Genomic DNA, 17,027 nt, shown 5'->3' with positions numbered 1-17,027 from the left:
TCCACCGAGTACGAATCCGGGGGACTACACGGAGCTACCGGCTCGAGGTTCTTCTGCCGGGACAGGTGGCAGCGCGCCCGAAGCACGGGTGCCACGTCCTGACCGGCGGCGACCAGAGGTCCGGTTGGCACGCCGTGCGCAATGGGGGATGAGTCATGGCTGAAACCTGGACCGCGATGAGCCATGGGCTTCTCCGGCAGGCCGGCTTCGCACTGGACACACTGGATCCGTTGGCATACGACCTCAGCGCCGAGCTGTCGGCGGCGCGAGCCGCGACGGACCACGCGGCCGAACTGGCCGACCGGCTGGCGAAGATGATCCGCCAGGGTGACGTCGACGGCCGGCAGCGAGCGCTGTCCCGGCTCGGGCTGTTACGCGACCTCGCAGAAGAGGACACCGCCGGGCTGCCGGCCGAGTTCGCCGAGCCACTGACGGGATATCAGGACGCGGTGCGGGGCCTGAAGAACAGTGTTTCCGTACTCGAGCGGCGGTACGCGGCAGCGCTGGAGGGGTCCCGGCGATACGTCGCCCGGCTGTTCCGCGAGGACACCGCGCTTCGGCAGGTGCTTCTGCTCTCCAACGAGGCCCACTACCCGCGTTTCGCGTCCTGGCTGGACCGGGACGGCGCGCTGTCCGACCGGACCGGCCGCCGGATGACCGACCTGCTCACGATGTACCTGCAGCGGGTCGCTTCGAAGAACGAGACCACCTCCCACTTCGGGCCGGTGAGTGTGGGCTCCCTCACGCTCGAAGCGGGCGATCGGGACACGGCGGACGGTCTCACCTGGACGGATGGCCCGATCGAGCGCGTCGCCTTCTTCAGCCACTGGGCGGCGGAGCGCCTCGCGGAGACCTTCAGCGCCGACCCGCGGCTGCGCGGCCGGGTCCGGCCCCGCCTGCGACCGCTGGCCTTCCGGGACGGCGACCGGATCGACCTGTTCGCCTTCCGCACCCGGACCGGCATGCCCGGCGACTGGCGATTCGTGGTGGTGGGCAGCTCCGCCGTGGACGAGGCGGCCGACTGGCTGTGGTGCCACTGCGACGCCCGGCGCACCGTCGACGAACTCCACCGGGAATGGGCGGCGGGCACCGGACGCCCGGGCGCCGAACTGGACGAGGCGCTGAGCCGGGCCGAGGCGGACGGTTGGCTGGTGACGGCGGCGGAGATCCCGATCGGCGCCGTCAGGCCGCTCGACACGCTCAGTGAGCTGGTGGCAGAGGCGGACGGCGACGCCGGTGACCTCCACGCGGCCCTGGAACGCTTCGACCGCTTCCTCGCGGAGTTCCCGCTCGCCGCGGCGGCTGATCGGGCCGCGCTCCTCGCCTCGCTCAAGTCCGACTTCGAGGCGCTGACCGGTGGGGCCGCCGAGCGCCCCGGCGGCACCCACTACGCGGACCGGTCCCTCTTCTACGAGGAGGCGCACGGACCCCAGCGTGACCTGGTCGTCGGCCCGGGCCTCACCGACTTCGTCACCGGCGAGCTGACGCCCGTGTACGGGCTCGTCCTGCTCGCCCCGCGTCTGCGGATGCGGCGGGAGCGCGCGATCCTGACGCGGTGGGCACAGGACCGCTTCGGTATCGGTGTGGACGTCCCGTTGCACCACTTCTACCAGGCGTTCTTCGCCGACCGTCCGGAGCTGGAAGCCGCCTGCGCCGAGGTGGACGACGAGATCGCCGCCGTGGAGCGCGAGCTCAGGAAGGTCCTGCTCCCGGACACGGGCGAGGGCGCGGACCGGCGCGAGGTGCAGGTCGACCGAACGCGCCTCGAGGAGCTGATCGCCCGGCACTCGGGCGATGTGCCGGCCCTGTGCAGCCCCGACGTGATGCTCGCCGCCCGGGACGTCCGGGCCCTGGCCGATGGGGACTTCACGGCTGTGGTCGGGGACTGCCACGCCCTGCGTGACCCGCTCACCCACTCCAGTCTCGCCCCGTTGCTGGCCGCCCGCGCCGACGGCATCGTGGCCGAGGCCCAGCAGCGGTACGAGGAACTGCTGGATCCCGACGAGATCATCGTCGACCTGGCGCGTGCCCACCTCGACAAGACCGGTGCCCAACTGACCTACCCCTGCCCGGACGTCGAGGTGCACGGGCGGTCCGGCAAACCGCGCGACCAGGTCGTCCAGCCCGCACAACTGTCGGTGACGGTGGCGCCCGAGCACCTCGAGCTGCGAGCCCGGGGGGTGTCCGGCCGGCTGCGGCTCAAGTCCCCCTTCGCCGGTGGTCCGGGCATCCGCCACGATCCGCTTTCGGTGTTCGCCTTCCCCCGCCACTTCGGTGGAATCGGCATCCGCACCGACGACCTGGCGCACGTTCCCCGCATTCGCTGCGGCCGGGTGGTCCTGAGGCGTGAGAGCTGGCGGGTGCCCGTCTCCGACCTGCGCCCGTGGTCGCCCGGCGGCCACGCGGTGGCCGCGGACACGGCGGCGCACCTGGGGGCCGTACGGCTGCGCGAGCGGCTCGGGCTGCCCCGGTACTGCTTCGTGAAGATCCCCGGCGAGCCCAAGCCGGTCTTCCTGGACTGGGAGGCGCCCCTGCTGGTGCGCCAGCTCGTCCGGCTCGTCAAGGGCGCCGAGGGGGCGCTGGAATTCAGCGAGATGCTGCCCGGGCCCGACGGGCTCTGGCTGGAGGTGGACGGCCGCCGCCACACCAGCGAGCTGCGCTGCACGGTCTTCTCCCGGACGGACGCGCCCGCGTAGCCCGGCCGTTCCCCGAGCGCGGGCTGACGCACCCGCCGGCCCGCCCCTCCACCCCCTCCACGCGCGCCCGCGCCTGCCCTCGCCCGCCTGTCGGCAGGGCCCTCGGCAGGCCGCGGTGCCCAGCCCGTACGGGCTCCCACCCTCCCACGAGCCGAGAGGTTCTCTTGATGGCGACCACGGACAGCCCGAGCCCGCCGGCCCGGTACTCCCGTTCCCCCCTCGCGTCGGGCCGACCCCGGTGGTCACTGGCGCCCACCGCGCTCGTCCGCCAGGCCGGCTTCCCGCTCGAACTGCTCTCCGGTCTGGTCGACGAGGGCGCCGACGCCGAGGCACGCGCCCTGTTCGACCGGTACGCCGCACTGCTGGAGGCCGCGGCCGCGGCGAAGGAGGAGCTGAAGCGGCCCCCGGTGGCCGCCGACGAGGCCCTCAGCAGGGCCGTCGGCGACGCGATCGGCAACGCGATCGGCATGCTGCGGCCGCTGACCGAGCCGGACCTGGCCGCGGCCACGCGCGAACTGGGCCCACGGAGCGGTCCGTTGGCCGGTTTCCAGAACCAGGTCACGGAACTGCGGCGGGCCTGCCGGGAGTTCGCCGAGAGTCACGCGCAGCGGATGTGGGAGGGGCGACTGGCCGTCGCCGAGGTCTTCGCCGACGAACGGCTCCGGGACGTCCTGCTGCTGTCGAACGACGCCGCCGCACCCCAGTTCCTGGCCTGGCTGGACGCCTTCGACCCGACGGTGACCGGTCGTCGGCGCGCCCACGCACAGAAGATGACCGACCTGCTCACGATGTACCTCCAGCGAGTCACCACGAAGAACGAGACCCACTCGCACTTCGGACCTCTGAACGTCGCCCGGGTCGCAGGCGGGGGGACACTCGACTGGACCGACGGATCCGCCGTCCTGCGCCGCGCCTACGTCAGCCACTGGGCGGCGGCCCGGCTGGCCAGGAAGCTCGGCGAGGACCCCGCCCTGCGCACGCTCGTCCGGCCCCGCCGGCTGCCGTTCGCCTTCCTCGACCAGGGCGACGGCGCTCACACAGGCGTCGACCTCTACTCGTGCGGCGTGGAGTCGGCCCCGGGTGTCGACTGGCGCTTCGACCGGATCGGACGCGTCGCCGTCGGTCCGGCCCAGGACTGGCTGCTGCGCCGACTCGACGGCGTCCGGACGCTGGAGGAACTGTCCGCCGAGTGGTACGGCAGGTTCGGGGCCTCCGCCGACGGCGACGGCGACGACGGCCCCGGGTTCGACGAGGCGCTCGCCGACCTCGCCGACCGCGGCCTGGCCACCGCCTGGCCGGAGGTACCCGTCGGGGATCCCCGGCCGCTCGCCGCACTGCGCGCGCAGCTCGTCGCCGCCGACGCCGGAGACCACCCCGCGATGGCGTGGACGGCTGAGCTGGAAGCCGCCGTCGCCGCCTTCGCCCAGGCCCCGTACCCCGAACGGCCGACCGCGCTCGCCGCTCTGAAAGCCCGCTTCGAGGAGCTCACGGCCGGCCCGGCGAACCGCTTCGGAGGCCACCACTACGCCGACCGCAGCGTGGTGTGGGAGGAGGCCCACGGCGAGCTCGACGACCTGCGGATCGGCTCGGAACTCGCCGAGGTCCTCAGCGAGGAGCTGGCGTTCGTCTACGAGATCGCGCTCGCGGCCCCCCGCCTGCGGCTGCGCCTGGAGACCGACATCCTCACCCGCTGGTTCCGCGACCGTTTCGGCCCGGACCGCCCCGTTCCGCTGGCCGACTTCTACCGTGCGTTCGTCGAGGACCGCGAGCAACTCGCCCTGCGCTGCTCCGACGTGACGACGGAGGTGGACCGGCTGCGGGCCACCGTGGCCCGGCAGCTGCTCGGCACGGCCGACCCGGCGGCCCGCGAGATCGTCGTGCCCGACGAGCGGATCGATGAACTCAGGGCCGGTCTCCCCCAGGGGCCCGCCGCCTTCTGTAACCCGGACGTGCTGCTCGCCGCGAGCGGGCCGCAGGCCCTGGCCGCAGGAGAGTTCCAGGTCGTCGTCGGAGAACTGCACGCGGGCCGGGACCTGCTGACCCACAGCAGCCTCTCGGTCCAAGCCGTCGAGCGCGCGCCCCGACTGACCGAGGAGATCGAAGCGCGGTACCGGACCCTCCTGGCCGAGGACGAGATCCTCGTGGACGTGCTGCGCGGCCATCAGGACAAGACCGCCTGCCAGCAATCCTTCCCGGGACCGGACCTGGAGATCCTGGGCCGCTCGCCGAAGGACCGCGCCGATGTCCTGCACCCCTCGGACCTCCACCTGCTCCTGAACGGCCCCCGGCTGGAGCTACGCACCCAAGGGCGACCGGAAAGGATCCGGCTGCTCGCACCCCCCGCCGGCGGCTACACCCTCATGGACGACCCGCTGGCGCCCTTCGCGTTCCCGCGTCTGCACGGCGGCAACGGCCTCGACCTCGGCGAGCTCCCGCACGTTCCGCGCATCCGCCACCGGCGCACCGTCCTGCAGCGCGAACTCTGGCGGATCCCCGCCTCGGAGCTGCGCGGGTGGTCGCCCACCGGCAGTCCGGTGAAGGCCGACGACGCGGCCGAGTACCTCACCGCCTGCCGGCTGCGCGCCCGGTACGGGTGGCCGCGCCGAGTGTTCGCGAAGCTGCCCGGCCAGCCCAAGCCCGTCTACGTGGACTGGGACGCCCCTCTGATCGTCCGGCAGTTCTTCCGGCTGGTGCGCGGGGTCGAGGGAACGGTCGTGATCTCCGAGCTGCTGCCGTCCACCGAGCAGCGCTGGCTGCGGGTGAACGGAGCGTCGTACACGAGCGAGCTGCGCTACGCCGTGTTCGCCCCGAACGACGGCGGAGCAGCCGACGGACAGCCGGCATGACCCGGACCGCGGGTTCCGAGACCGCCTACCGCAGGCTGCTCACGGCCTCGACCATATCCGCGCTGGGCGACGGCGTCCGGTTCTCGGCCCTGCCGCTGTTGGCCGCGGCCCTGCTCGACTCCCCTTTCGCGGTCAGCCTGGTCACCGCCTCCTCCACCCTGCCCTGGCTGTTGCTCAGCCTCCCGATCGGCGCCCTGGCGGACCGGTGCGACCGGCGTGCGCTGATGGTCGCCGCCGACCTCCTGCGGGCCGGCGCGCTCGCCATCGCCGTGGTCCTGCTGCTGAACGACGCACTGCACCTGTGGTCCCTGGTGGCCGTCGCGTCGGTGCTCGGCATCGGTGAGGTCCTCTTCGACTGCGCCTCGTTCGCCGTGCTGCCCGCACTGGTGACGGCCGAGCGCCTGCCCTCCGCGAACGGGCGGTTGTTCACCTCCCAGACGCTGAGCCGCGACATGGTCGGGCACGTCCTCGGCGGCTGGCTCTTCGGGATCGGCCAGTTCGTGCCGCTGTTGGTGAACACCGTCTCGTTCCTGCTGTCGGCCGGCTTCCTCAGCGCTCTGCCGGCCAGCCGGTCGAGCCGTCCCGACACCCCCCGCAAGCTGCTCCAGGAGATCGCCGAAGGCATCGCCTTCGTCGCCCGCGACCGCCTGATGCGGGCGCTCACGCTCGCGGCGGGACTCGTCAACGCCGTCTACCTCGGGCAGATCGCGATCTTCGTCCTGCTGATCCGGGAGACCTTGCACGTCCCCGCGTCCAGCTACGGCCTGTTCGTCGCCGCCTCCGCGCTCGGAGGGGTGCTGGGCGGCGCGGTCGCGGACCGGGTCACCCGTCGGCTGGGACGCGCCCGCGCGCTCGCCGCCGCCCTCGCGGTGGTCGCCGCCTGCGGCCCCGTCATCGCCGCCACCACCAGCCCATGGGTCGTCGGCGCCGCCAACCTCGCCTCCGGCGCCGCCATCATGGTCTGGAACGTCGTGGCCGTCTCCGTACGCCAATCCCTGGTGCCCGAGCAGATGTTGGGGCGCTCCATCGGCGTCTACCGGCTCTTCGCCTGGGGCACGATGCCGCTCGGCGCCGCCCTCTACGGTCTGCTCGCCGACCTCTGGGGCACGCGCGCCGCGTTCCTCGCCGGCAGCCTCCTGGCGGTGGCGGCCCTGCTGCTGGTCGTCCCCGCCCTGCTGTCCGAGGCCCGGCTCGCCAGGGCCGATCCGGCCGTGCCCGCCGTCGACCAACCGAAGTCATAGCCCTGCGATGAAGGGACAGTCGTGATTGCTGTAGAGAATGAGGCCGCCCTGGTCGGCATGGCGGTGTTCCGTGCCGCCGCCGAGGTGCGCAACCGGACCGTCGTCACCGCGGGCGGGGAGCGCCACCCGGTCTCGCCGGTGTCGGGCGGGTTCGTCGCACTGCGTCCGCGCGGATTCGAGCAGGACCTGACCGCGTCGCTCGGTGCCCTCGGCTGGGGGCGCCCGGTGGCCTTCGTCGGGGACCAGTGGGGGCTGGCAGGGTTCGCCGCCGCGGCCACCGAGTCCGCCCTGCTGGAGGCGCCGTCCGGGGCCGCCCGGACGGGAGTGTCCTTCGTGATGCCCGACGCGTTCCTCGCCCGCAGGAAGTCGGCCATCGAGCGTCGGCTGGAACGATGTCGCACGAAGCCGCGGGGTGCCGTCCAGACCGTCCACGCGGTCGGGGTAGGCCCCTGGACCGTCGCCGACCCCGCAGAGGCCGTCCGGGCGCTCGAAGGCGTCGAGGACATCGTCATGTCGGACTGGACGCACGCCAACACCTTCCCGCTGCTGCCCGACCACGACCGGCTGACCGCACACGTCCTGCCGTACGAGTTCGGCGACTTCGACGCCAACATCCACCACGTCGACGACGCGTTGCGCGGCCTCCACGAGAAGGGGGTCGACCGGGTCGGCCTGCTCATCGAGGGGAATCCGGACACCTACGACGTCCTGGACGGCCTTCCCGTCACCAACCGGGAGATCAGGGTCACCCCCGGTGTGCCGATCGGCCTGCTCGCCGCCTCCCACAACGCGGATCGCTTCCGCACCGACCCGTTCGCGCGCTCCTTCGCCTACTTCTCGGGCCTGCACAGTCGGCACAAGCTCCCCGCCGAGCAGTTCCTCGGCGAGCTCACCTGCTACCTCGCCGCCGGAATCACCTGCGTGCTGGTCGAGATGTACAAGGGCGACGTCGAACTCGCCCTGCGCGCCGCCCGGCTGAGCGGACGTCCGGCCACCGCCGTGCTGATGAGCGACTACTTCTCCGGCTCGGAGAACACCCTCGTCCTGAACCGGCCCGACGCCGAGGCCGCCCATCACGCCGCCGAGGCCACCCGAGGCGGCCTGTGCACCATGCTCATCACCGACGAGGAACTGCGATGACCTCCGCGCCGACCCCCGGCCCCGCCCTGCCCGCCGTCCTCTTCGACGCCGCCGACACCCTCGTCGAGCTCGTGCCCGCGATACCCGAGCTGCTCTCCACCGCCTGGCTCGGCCGGGACGGGGCCCCCGACACCACCGCCGTCCGCCAGGCGCTGTGGGCCATCGGCTCCGAAGGCGACTGGCCCGACGACGAACCCGACCCCGAGCGACGACTCGCCATGTGGAGCCGGTTCTGCCGCGAGGCGCTGCGCAGGGCCGGGGGCAACGCCTCGGCCGAGGCGGCCGAGCGCGCGGCCCGGCACATCCTCGACCCGGCCCGGTACCGTGCCTACCCCGACGCCGTACCGTGCCTGCGGGCCCTGCGCGCGGCCGGCCACCCGCTCGCCCTGGTCTCCAACTTCGACCGGTGGCTGCGCGACATCCTCGACGGCACCGGCCTCACGGGGCTCTTCGACACCGTCGTCATCAGCAGCGAGGTCGGGTTGGAGAAGCCCGGACCGGAGATCTTCGTCCTCGCCTGCGAACGGCTCGGCCGTCCACCGGGGGAGTGCGTCTTCGTCGGCGACTCGGTCGTCATCGACGTCGAGGGAGCCCAGAGGGCGGGTCTGCATCCAGTCCTGCTCGACCGCTACGCTCGCTTCCCCGGCTTCACGGGCCCCCGCGTCACCACCCTGGACGGCTTCGCGGCCCTGGCCACCCATCTCCCGATCCCCGCCGGAAGGACCGCCCAGTGACGACAGACCCCCGACACGGCGAGCCGGACACCCACGAGCTGGACACCCACGAGGTGGCCGTCCGGGTGGCCCGGGAACGCGGGATCGAACTGCGCGGCCTCGCCGGGGAGGGCGTGGACTTCGCCGTCTACCGCGCCCACTGCGCCACCCACGGCGAGGTCGCCCTGCGCGTTCCCCGGCACCGGGTCTACTCCGCGCCCTACGGGCGGGTGGAGGCCGGTGACCTCGTCCGCCAGGAGCACGAGATCGCCGGGCTCCTCGCCCGCCAGGGCCTGCCCACCGCCCCCGCGCTCGAACTGATCACCATGGCGGACGGCCTCGTCGTCTCCCTCGCGGGCTACGTGCGGCACGACGGGCTGACGGTTTCCCCGAAGGAGGTCGGTGCGTTCCTGGCGGCCCTCCACCGGGTGGAGCCACCGTCGATCGAACTCGCCTACCAGGAGCCCGGGGACTTCCCGTCCTTCCTCACCACGCGGCTGGTGACCCGTCACGCGACCCTGCGCGGGTTCGCCCCCGACCTGCCCGAGCTGCCCCATCCCGACGGGATGCGCGCGGTGCTCGAAGCCGAGGAGGGCGAGCCGCGCCTGCTGCACCTGGACGTCCGTCGGCAGAACCTGCTCGGCAGCGGGGGGCGGCTCACCGCCGTCGTCGACTGGTCCAACGCCCTGGTCGGCCCGGTCCTGATGGAGCTGGCCAGGGTCGCCGAGTACGCCAGGCTGGCGGACAACGGCATCGACGCGGACGGCATCCTGGCCGGCTACGCGGACTCGGCCGAGCTGCCCGACCTGTACTCCAGGGCCGCCCTCCTGCACCGGCTCGACACCGTCGTGATGCTGGCGCTGGTCTTCCACTCGGTGGCCCCCGACCCGGCCCGCGCGGCCGATCTGACCGCCCGCGCCCGCCACCTGCTGGAGCGCCTCCGAGGCTGAACCGCCACACGGCCGGCGTCCGACACCGGACACCTTGATCATCCTGTGGGACTGCACCGGCGACCCGAACGAGAAGTTCCAGCTCATCGCCGTACAGGCCTGACCGTAACTCCGGATCAAGAGTGGTGGGGTGACCGTGGCCGGATGCCACGGTCACCCTTCCGGTTTCAGCCGGTTTCAGCCGGTTCGGCCGTGAGCGGCCCGTGGAACGCGCCGTCGCCCCACCGTCGGCGGCGAGGTACCGCGCGGACGTGAGGTCCCGGGGGATGCCGGATTCGTTGGCGCTGGTGCCAATGGTGATGGCCAAGCCCTTCTGGTTCGTGGCACGGCTGTACATGGCGGTCAGCGGGCTGAGGACCAGCACGACCGGTGCGTTGCGGTCGAGGACGGCCTTCCCGCCACGGATCGTGGGCGGTGCCGGTGACCGCGATCGTCCAAGTCCGGGTGCCCCCGTCGGATCGTCGCGCGCGCAGCCGAGGCAGACGCGCGTGTCGGGCGATGCGACTGCTGCGGGCAGGTGTCACTGCGGCGGCCTGCGAGTCTTGCCGTCACCATGCACTGCGGTGGTGCTGCTCGTACGCCGTCGGGCGTCGCCAACAGCGGCGTTGGCGCTGTCCGCCGGTTCACGGCATCCGGTCGGAGCCGCAGCCGCCGGTACGGCGGGCTCCGCCTGGTGGCCTGGCCTCCGCTGAAGTACGGCGGCGGTGCGCACGACCGCCGCCGTACCCGCCAGTACCCACAGCGGGTTCAGCCGAACAGCTGCCGCCGGCTCAGCACCTCGTCGGCGATCCCGTAGGCGACGGCCTCCTCGGCGGTGAGCACCTTGTCCCGGTCCATGTCCGCGCGCAGCGTCGCCACCTCGTGGCGGGTGTGTCGGGCCAGGACCTCCTCCACCTGCGAGCGGATCCGGACCATCTCCTTGGCCGCGAGGCTGAGGTCGGACACCGTCCCCTGCCGGCCGCCGCTGGCCGGCTGACCGAGCAGTACCCGCGCGTGCCGGAGCACGAAGCGCCGTCCCGGGTCCCCGCCGGCCAGCAGCACCGCCGCCGTCGAGGCCGCCTGGCCGACGCAGAACGTGGAGACCGGAGTCTGCACGAACGTCATGGTGTCGTAGATCGCCATCAGTGAAGTGAACGATCCGCCGGGCGAGTTGAGGTAGATCGAGATCTCGCGCTCCGGGTTCTCCGACTCCAGGTGCAGGAGCTGCGCGATGACCACGTTGGCGACGCCGTCGTCGATCTCGGTGCCGAGGAAGACGATCCGCTCGTTCAGCAGCCGGCTGAAGACGTCGTAGGACCGCTCGCCCTGCGCGGTGCGCTGGACGACGTAGGGAACCGTGTACGAGCCCATGTCACAGCCCCATCCGTCGGCGGGAGGAGGCCGGACGGATGTCGGCGACCGACTCCACCACCCGGTCCACGATCCCGTACTCCCTGGCCTGTTCGGCGGTGAACCAGCGGTCCCGGTCGCCGTCGCGCGCGATCGTCTCCTCGCTCTGCCCGGTGTGCTCGGCGGTGATCCGCTCGATGGCCCGCTTGGTGAACTGGAGGTTCTCCGCCTGGATCTCGATGTCCGCGGCGGTGCCGCCGATGCCGGCCGAGGGCTGGTGCATCATGATCCGCGCGTTCGGCAGCGCGAACCGCTTGCCGGGCGAGCCCACGGCGAGCAGGAACTGGCCCATGCTGGCGGCGAACCCCATCGCCAGCGTGGAGACGTCGTTCGGGATGAGCCGCATGGTGTCGTAGACGGCGAGCCCCGCGCTGACCGACCCGCCGGGGCTGTTGATGTACAGGCTGATGTCGGAGCGCGGGTCCTCCGCCGACAGCAGCAACAGCTGTGCGCACACCCGGTTCGCCGACACGTCGTCGACCTGGGTGCCGAGGAGGACGATCCGCTGGGCGAGCAGCTGCGCCGCGAGGTGGTCGTCGAAAGGGCTGGGCGGGGTGTCGCCCTCCCCCGCGCGGGGCGGGGGCGTGGTGAGTGGAGCCATCTGCTCTCCCTGGTCGGGGCGGAGTTGCCGTCCACTCCACTGTCGACCCGCGAGCGCTCCCCGATGCCGTCCTTCTGCCCGCCGCAGATTCGCCACGGGCAGAGCCGGGAGCCGGGCCCCGGCCCGCGTCAGCGCGGGTAGGTGCGGAACCTCGCCTTGCGCAGGCGGTACCACCGGGCGACCGGATCGCCAGGCCAGTCGTCCGCTCCGTCCTCAGCTCCGTCCTCGTCGAAGCCCTCGGGCACCGCGCGGGCCATCGCGTCGCGCGCCTTGAGCAGGAGGTCCCGGCCTTCCCACCAGGGCTCGGCGTCCCCGCCTCCCGGCAGTCCGTCCGGGCCCGCCACCAGTTCCGCACCGGCTTCCGGCGCCTCGGCCAGCCTGGCCAGACTGTCGCGCAGCACGGCCGCGATCTCCCGCGGATCCGGATCGTCCAGCCCGCGGTAGGAACAGTGGTGATCCATCGCGTAGGAGAACACCTGGACGGCGTCGGCCAGTTCGCGGACGGCGTGGTCGCCGACGGGGCGGTCCAGCTCGGAGGTGTCGTTCATGGTGCCCTTCGCTCCCGGCCTGCGCTCAGCCCGAAGGCTACCGACGCACTACCCCGAAGGCACCGGGGTTTCCGGCCGGTGCACCGGCACCGGCAACCCGGCGCGCGCCGCCCCTCGGCCCGGCAGGCCCGGGAGCCGCTCCAGGGCGATCCCGACGTCGCCGCAGTACGCGGCGAGGCTCCGCTCGGTGCGCCCGCCGGCCGCTGAGGGCGACCCGGCCGCCGTCCGCGGTGAGCAGTGTGCAGGACATCGAGCGGGTGAAGGGGGAGGCCGGTACGGCGGCCTGCCACCAGCAGGCCGGGCCGAAGTCGGCTGGGCCGATCGGCACACTGAGTCCTGCCGCGGACCGGACGGTTCCGTGGCTTTATCAGCGCTCTGGACTGCAGCCCGGGCAGATGTTGTCGTCGTTGAACTCAAAGTGCCGTAGGTGGTTGGACCTGCAGACAGTGCACAGGTCCCCGCCGCAGTTTCCGCAGCCCACGTAGCGGCCGCCGGCGTACTCGTAACGCCGCTTCTCAATCCATGGGGCATCACATGTCATACCGGGTCTCCCTTCAGCGAGATCATCTCCGTTCGCCTCGGGTCAACGAGTGCACCCACACGATGGTTGCAGGAGGCAGGACGTACAGCCGCCGAGGGTTCTCCGCGCCTGCGGCAGGCCTTGAGGGTGGCCGGGACGGCCGGCGGCAGGCCACTCAGCGGCTCCCACTCGCCGCCGACAGCTCCGTCCACCCGCACACCCGCCCGCGGCTGCCGAGCGGATGCCAGATGGGTGCGGACGGTCCGCGCTGGACCAGGTCCTCGATCCGGGCGGCGACGGCCGGGACAGCGGCCGGCATCTCGGCGACGGCCGGGTTCTCCTCGGCGGCCAGCCGCGGGTCCGCCACCGCCGAGCGCACCCCGGGGGCCGCCATGCCGACCAGGACCACCAGCAGCCACGGGAAGGAGCGCCGGCGCCGCTCCCACGCCCGGCCCCGGCCGTCCGGACCCGATCGCTCCCACAGTCGGGCGCAGGCCGCCGGCTGCGCCGCGGTTTCCTCGGTGCCGACCCCGGGGCGGTGCCGTTCGACGCCGGCGCCTGGCGGATCCACTGGACCTGGGGCCCGGGCACCGGCGCTGGCCGCCCCGAGCACGACGGCCAGGGGACGATGCGGTGCTCACCGTGCTGCTCATCGGCCCTCGCTGTTGCCGCCGCCACGCTCGCGCGGCGCCGTTCCGGCGCCCGTGCCGCGGCTCAGGCCTCTGCTGGCGGACCCTTTCAAGCACCAGGTCAGCGCGAGCGGCTGAGCAGCTCGGCCGTCTCGGCCCGTCGGTTCCAGGCGATGACGGCCAGCGGCACCATGAAGATGAACGGGGTCCCCGCGTTCTCGCCGTGCATCGCGGTGAGCTGGGTGACGAACGCGAACGCCAGGAAGACGATCAGTGCCGTCGCGGCCGGCCCGGCCAGCCGGCGGACCAGCAGGCCGACCGCTCCGGCCAGTTCCACCAGTCCGGTCAGGTACATGAACCAGTGGCCTGCCCCGATGGCGTCGAAAACGGTCGTGGCGGCGGGGAGCGCGAGCAGCTTGGGCAGCGCGCTGGCCAGGGCGAAGAAGAGCGCGAGCAGGATTCGCAGCGTCCAGACCACCCGGACCACGGCCGTGCTGGACTTCGTGGCGGTGGCGGTGGCGGTGGTCGTGGTGGCGGTGCTGGACATTTCAGGTCTCCCTGGTCGGCTGTCGTTGCTTTCTCGGGTTTGACCGCCGCTACCGCCTGAACTCATCGCTCTCGGGAGGAAAAGTCTTCCGGCAGCCCCACCTCCAGTACCGGCGGCTCGCCGCTGACCCGCGCCACCCCGGCCCGCGTGCCCACCGCTACCACGCCCTGCCCGGCCACACTGGCCACCGCGTCTTCGACTCCTGCGTCGAGAACGGCGCCTCCCCCCGGTGGCGGGCACCCGGCAGCGCGCGGGGGCGCCAGCCGTGTGCACGACCAGGAGCTCCGGGTCCAGGGCCCGTACGTTCCCCGGAACGACCAGCCGGATGAGGTCGAGCCGGCCCGCCGACCCCTGCGGCCCGCCCCTCTATCTCCAATGACCATTGTTCCTAGAATGGCCGCATGGAGCACATCGAAGCGATCGCCGCCCTGCACGACCCCGTGCGCCGCCGCCTCTACGCGTACGTGGCGGCCCAGGGCCGCGAGGTGGGCCGGAACGAGGCGGCGGAGGCCGTCGGGGTGGCGCGGACACTGGCGGCGCACCACCTGGAGAAGCTGGTCGAGGCCGGGCTGCTGGAGAGTGGCAGCCGCAGGCTCACCGGGCGGTCGGGGCCGGGGGCGGGGCGGCCGGCGAAGGTGTACACGCGGACGCGCGCCGAGCGGGTGGTCTCGCTGCCCGCGCGCGACTACCGGACGGCCGCCGAACTGCTCGCCGAGGCCGCCGAGCGGGCCGGGCTGGACGACGGGCTGCGCGCGGCCGCGCGGCGGCGGGGGGAGGCCGAGCGCGGAGCGGCCGCGCCCTGCGGGGGGCTCGACGAGGCCGTCGCGCTGCTGGCCGCCCGTGGGTACGAACCCCACCTGGAGGAGGGGGCCATTCGCATGCGCAACTGCCCCTTCCACTCCGTCGCCGAGCGATTCCCGCCCCTCGTCTGCGGCATGAACCTCGCCCTCCTGGAGGGACTTCTCGGCGCGGGCGGCGCCCTCCATGCCCGGATGGACGCCCGGCCCGGGGAGTGCTGCGTGGTGGTCGAGCCTTCTAAAAACAATATTGATTGACATAGAAAGAAGGCCCGTGCTGGGATGGCGCCATGACCTCCCACCACCTCGCCCAGTTCAACGTCGCCACGCTCCGCCACCCCGTCGACGACCCGCGCATCGCGCCGTTCGTCGATCTGGTCTCCCCGGTCAATGCCGCCGCCGACACCGCCCCCGGCTTCGTCTGGCGGCTCGCCGCGGACGGGAAGGACGACGCGACCGCCCTGCGCCCGGCGGGCGAGGACGTCATCGTCAACATGTCGGTGTGGGAGAGCCGGGAGGCGCTGTGGGAGTTCACCTACCGCAGCGGGCACCTGGAGGCGATGCGGCGGCGGCGTGAGTGGTTCGAGCGGAACGTCGAGGCGCACCTGGTCCTGTGGTGGGTCCCGGCCGGGCACCTGCCGGACGTCGACGAGGCCCTGGAGCGACTGGCCGACCTGCGCGCGAACGGCCCCTCCCCGCGCGCCTTCACCTTCAACTCCCCCCGTACTCCGGACGGAGCCGCACCACACCCGGGCGCGTGAGCGGGCCGCTCCTCCGCCACCGCCGAGCGGACCCGGCGTCCGCCGTGCCGGCCAGGACCACCAGCAGCCGCGGGAACGAACGCCAGCGCTGCTCCTCGCCGGTGCCCGCGGTGTACGCGGGCTCGGCGGCGGGCCGGTACACCCCAGCCTGGCCGGCGGGCAGCTCCGGGGCGGGGACGAGGCCGAGCGGGCCGCAGGCCTCGCCGCGGGCGCGGGCGCCGGCGACGAAGGCGGCGTGGATCCGGCCGACGTCGAGCAGGTGCTCGCGCCCGTGCCGCCCGGCGCCACAACGGGTGCCGGGCGGGCCGGTTCAGCGCAGCACCTCCAGCTCCGGCCAGTCGTCGCCGGGCCGGTCGAGGAAGCCGGTGGGCCGCCCCGTCAGGTACCGCGCGAAGAAGGCGGCGACGGCGGTGCGCTGGGCGGCCAGGGAGCGCCGGGGGTCGACGGTGCCGATGAGTCCGGCCGCGTCGGGGACCGGGAGGCGGTGGACGAGCTGGGGCAGGAGGACCTGGAGGTCGGTGTACGAGCCGTGGGCGGCGTTCCGCAGCCGCAGGGCATGCCGCAGGCCGGTGGACGCCGCCCAGCACGAGGCCCAGCTCGGTTCGGTGCGCAGGGTCTTCGTACCGGAGGCCATCAGCAGGAAGGGCTTGGCGAGGCCGCTGTCGGCGACGGGTCCGAGGAGGGCACCGTCGAGGTCGGCCGCCGCGCGGACGCGGGGCTCGTCGTGGGCGAGCTGGGCGGCGACGGAGCCGCCGAGGGACTGCCCGAGCACGCCGGTCCTGGTCGGGTCGGCGGCTTCGGCGAGCCCGTCCGGGAGCGGGCCGGTGTCGGTGTCGGTGCCGGTGTCGGGGCGGTCCTCGCGGGCGAGGCGGTCGAGTGCGCCGAGGACGAAGCGGGCGTCGGCGAGGCGGGCCCGGGAGTGCCCGACGAGGAGGGCGGCGATGACCTCCGGGGTGAGGTCGTCGGGGAGCGGGAGGGCTCGTTCGACACGGCCGCCGGGGAACTCGACCTGTTCGGCCTCGTACGTGGAGTCGAGGGTGACGACGAGGTGGCCGCGGCTCGCCAACTCCTCGACCAGGGTGGTGCCGAGGGCGCGCGAGCCGCCGTCGCCGGGGGAGAACAGCACCACGGGCAGCCGGCCGGCGCGGCGGGCGACGGGCGCGCCGGTGCGGGCGTGGGTCCTGATCCCCCGCCAGTCGGCGGCGCCGGCGGGGACACCGAGGGCCGGTGCGGAGTGCGCGTCCCAGTCGGCCGCCGCGGCCGGGGGCAGCCAGGGGGCCGTCGGGTGCCCGGCGCCGGGTTCCGCCGGGTACCAGAGGCCGGCCATGAGCTCCCGGTAGGGCTTGGCGGGGAGGAGGGGGTCGGGGCGGCTGTCGTCGACCAGGTGCAGCGCGACGGTGCCGACGGGCCAGGGCCCGGTGGGCGCGGGCAGGCGCAGCGGAACGGGGGCGGCGGGGCCGTGTCCCCCGGCCGGGGCGGCGGCCACGGTGGCGAGCGCGGCGACGCCGAGCGTGCCGAGCAGGGCGCGGCGGGTCGGGGGCATGGTCGGGGGCATGGCGCGTACTCCTCGGGCGGTGCGGCTGCGGGGTCGCCACCAGGGTTCCGCCGCCGGGGGTGCGGGGCGCCCTGCCGGGGGACGATCCCGCCGG

14 protein-coding genes are annotated in these 17,027 nt (G+C 73.5%); 8 read left to right on the top strand and 6 right to left on the bottom strand.

All coding sequences use genetic code 11. The features are described from left to right. Nucleotides 1–230: 230 nt before the first annotated feature. The 6 genes from ACWDD9_RS20865 to ACWDD9_RS20840 all read left to right on the top strand — a co-directional run bounded on the left by ACWDD9_RS20865 (nt 231) and on the right by ACWDD9_RS20840 (nt 9,586). Nucleotides 231–2,696, top strand: coding sequence for a lantibiotic dehydratase (locus ACWDD9_RS20865; RefSeq protein WP_449812279.1), 2,466 nt, complete (start codon nt 231–233; stop codon nt 2,694–2,696). A 167-nt stretch (nt 2,697–2,863) separates the two neighbouring features. Then, on the top strand, nt 2,864–5,542 hold the full coding sequence (locus ACWDD9_RS20860; RefSeq protein WP_049649246.1) for a lantibiotic dehydratase: 2,679 nt from the start codon (nt 2,864–2,866) through the stop codon (nt 5,540–5,542). Continuing rightward, nucleotides 5,446–6,783: an MFS transporter gene (locus ACWDD9_RS20855; protein WP_234348177.1), complete on the top strand. Its 1,338-nt coding sequence runs from the start codon at nt 5,446–5,448 to the stop codon at nt 6,781–6,783. Before ACWDD9_RS20860 ends, ACWDD9_RS20855 begins: the two co-directional genes overlap by 97 nt. Before the next feature lie 21 nt (nt 6,784–6,804). Next, nucleotides 6,805–7,923, top strand: a complete 1,119-nt coding sequence (locus ACWDD9_RS20850) for a hypothetical protein (RefSeq protein ID WP_380775450.1) — start codon at nt 6,805–6,807, stop codon at nt 7,921–7,923. Next, on the top strand, nt 7,920–8,657 hold the full coding sequence (locus tag ACWDD9_RS20845; RefSeq protein ID WP_049649243.1) for an HAD family hydrolase: 738 nt from the start codon (nt 7,920–7,922) through the stop codon (nt 8,655–8,657). The genes ACWDD9_RS20850 and ACWDD9_RS20845 overlap by 4 nt, the downstream gene beginning before the upstream one ends. Next, complete coding sequence (locus ACWDD9_RS20840; protein WP_049649242.1) at nt 8,654–9,586, top strand: phosphotransferase family protein; 933 nt, start codon at nt 8,654–8,656, stop codon at nt 9,584–9,586. Before ACWDD9_RS20845 ends, ACWDD9_RS20840 begins: the two co-directional genes overlap by 4 nt. A 747-nt stretch (nt 9,587–10,333) precedes the next feature. Here ACWDD9_RS20840 and ACWDD9_RS20835 read toward each other — a convergent pair. The 5 genes from ACWDD9_RS20835 to ACWDD9_RS20815 all read right to left on the bottom strand — a co-directional run bounded on the left by ACWDD9_RS20835 (nt 10,334) and on the right by ACWDD9_RS20815 (nt 13,820). Further along, nucleotides 10,334–10,936 carry a ClpP family protease gene (locus ACWDD9_RS20835; protein ID WP_449812278.1) on the bottom strand — a complete coding sequence of 201 codons (603 nt, stop codon included), beginning with the start codon at nt 10,934–10,936 and terminating at the stop codon, nt 10,334–10,336. A 1-nt stretch (nt 10,937) separates the two neighbouring features. Further along, entirely contained in the window at nt 10,938–11,576 is a 639-nt protein-coding gene (locus tag ACWDD9_RS20830) for an ATP-dependent Clp protease proteolytic subunit (RefSeq protein WP_449812277.1), read from the bottom strand. A 128-nt stretch (nt 11,577–11,704) separates the two neighbouring features. Further along, the gene (locus ACWDD9_RS20825; protein ID WP_449812276.1) at nt 11,705–12,124 is read right to left on the bottom strand and encodes a hypothetical protein; all 420 of its coding nucleotides are present in this window, start codon (nt 12,122–12,124) and stop codon (nt 11,705–11,707) included. A 695-nt stretch (nt 12,125–12,819) separates the two neighbouring features. After that, nucleotides 12,820–13,215 (bottom strand): hypothetical protein, encoded by a 396-nt coding sequence (locus ACWDD9_RS20820; RefSeq protein WP_449812275.1) that lies wholly within the window; start codon nt 13,213–13,215, stop codon nt 12,820–12,822. 179 nt (nt 13,216–13,394) lie between these two features. Further along, entirely contained in the window at nt 13,395–13,820 is a 426-nt protein-coding gene (locus tag ACWDD9_RS20815) for a DoxX family protein (RefSeq protein WP_049649238.1), read from the bottom strand. A gap of 401 nt (nt 13,821–14,221) precedes the next feature. On the opposite strand from ACWDD9_RS20815, the gene ACWDD9_RS20810 reads away from it, so the two are divergent. Beyond that, nucleotides 14,222–14,875, top strand: a complete 654-nt coding sequence (locus tag ACWDD9_RS20810; RefSeq protein ID WP_449812274.1) for a helix-turn-helix transcriptional regulator — start codon at nt 14,222–14,224, stop codon at nt 14,873–14,875. Nucleotides 14,876–14,907: 32 nt separating this feature from the next. Further along, a complete protein-coding gene (locus ACWDD9_RS20805; protein WP_049660689.1) occupies nt 14,908–15,378 on the top strand; it encodes a DUF3291 domain-containing protein in 471 nt (156 codons plus the stop codon). A gap of 310 nt (nt 15,379–15,688) precedes the next feature. On the opposite strand, the gene ACWDD9_RS20800 is transcribed toward ACWDD9_RS20805, so the two are convergent. Beyond that, a complete protein-coding gene (locus ACWDD9_RS20800; protein ID WP_449812273.1) occupies nt 15,689–16,933 on the bottom strand; it encodes an alpha/beta hydrolase family protein in 1,245 nt (414 codons plus the stop codon). Nucleotides 16,934–17,027: the final 94 nt, after the last annotated feature.

This window comes from Kitasatospora sp. NPDC001119 (assembly GCF_053598475.1).
Note: the sequence above shows the minus strand (reverse complement) of the source record. Positions and strands in the feature narration are given on the sequence as shown.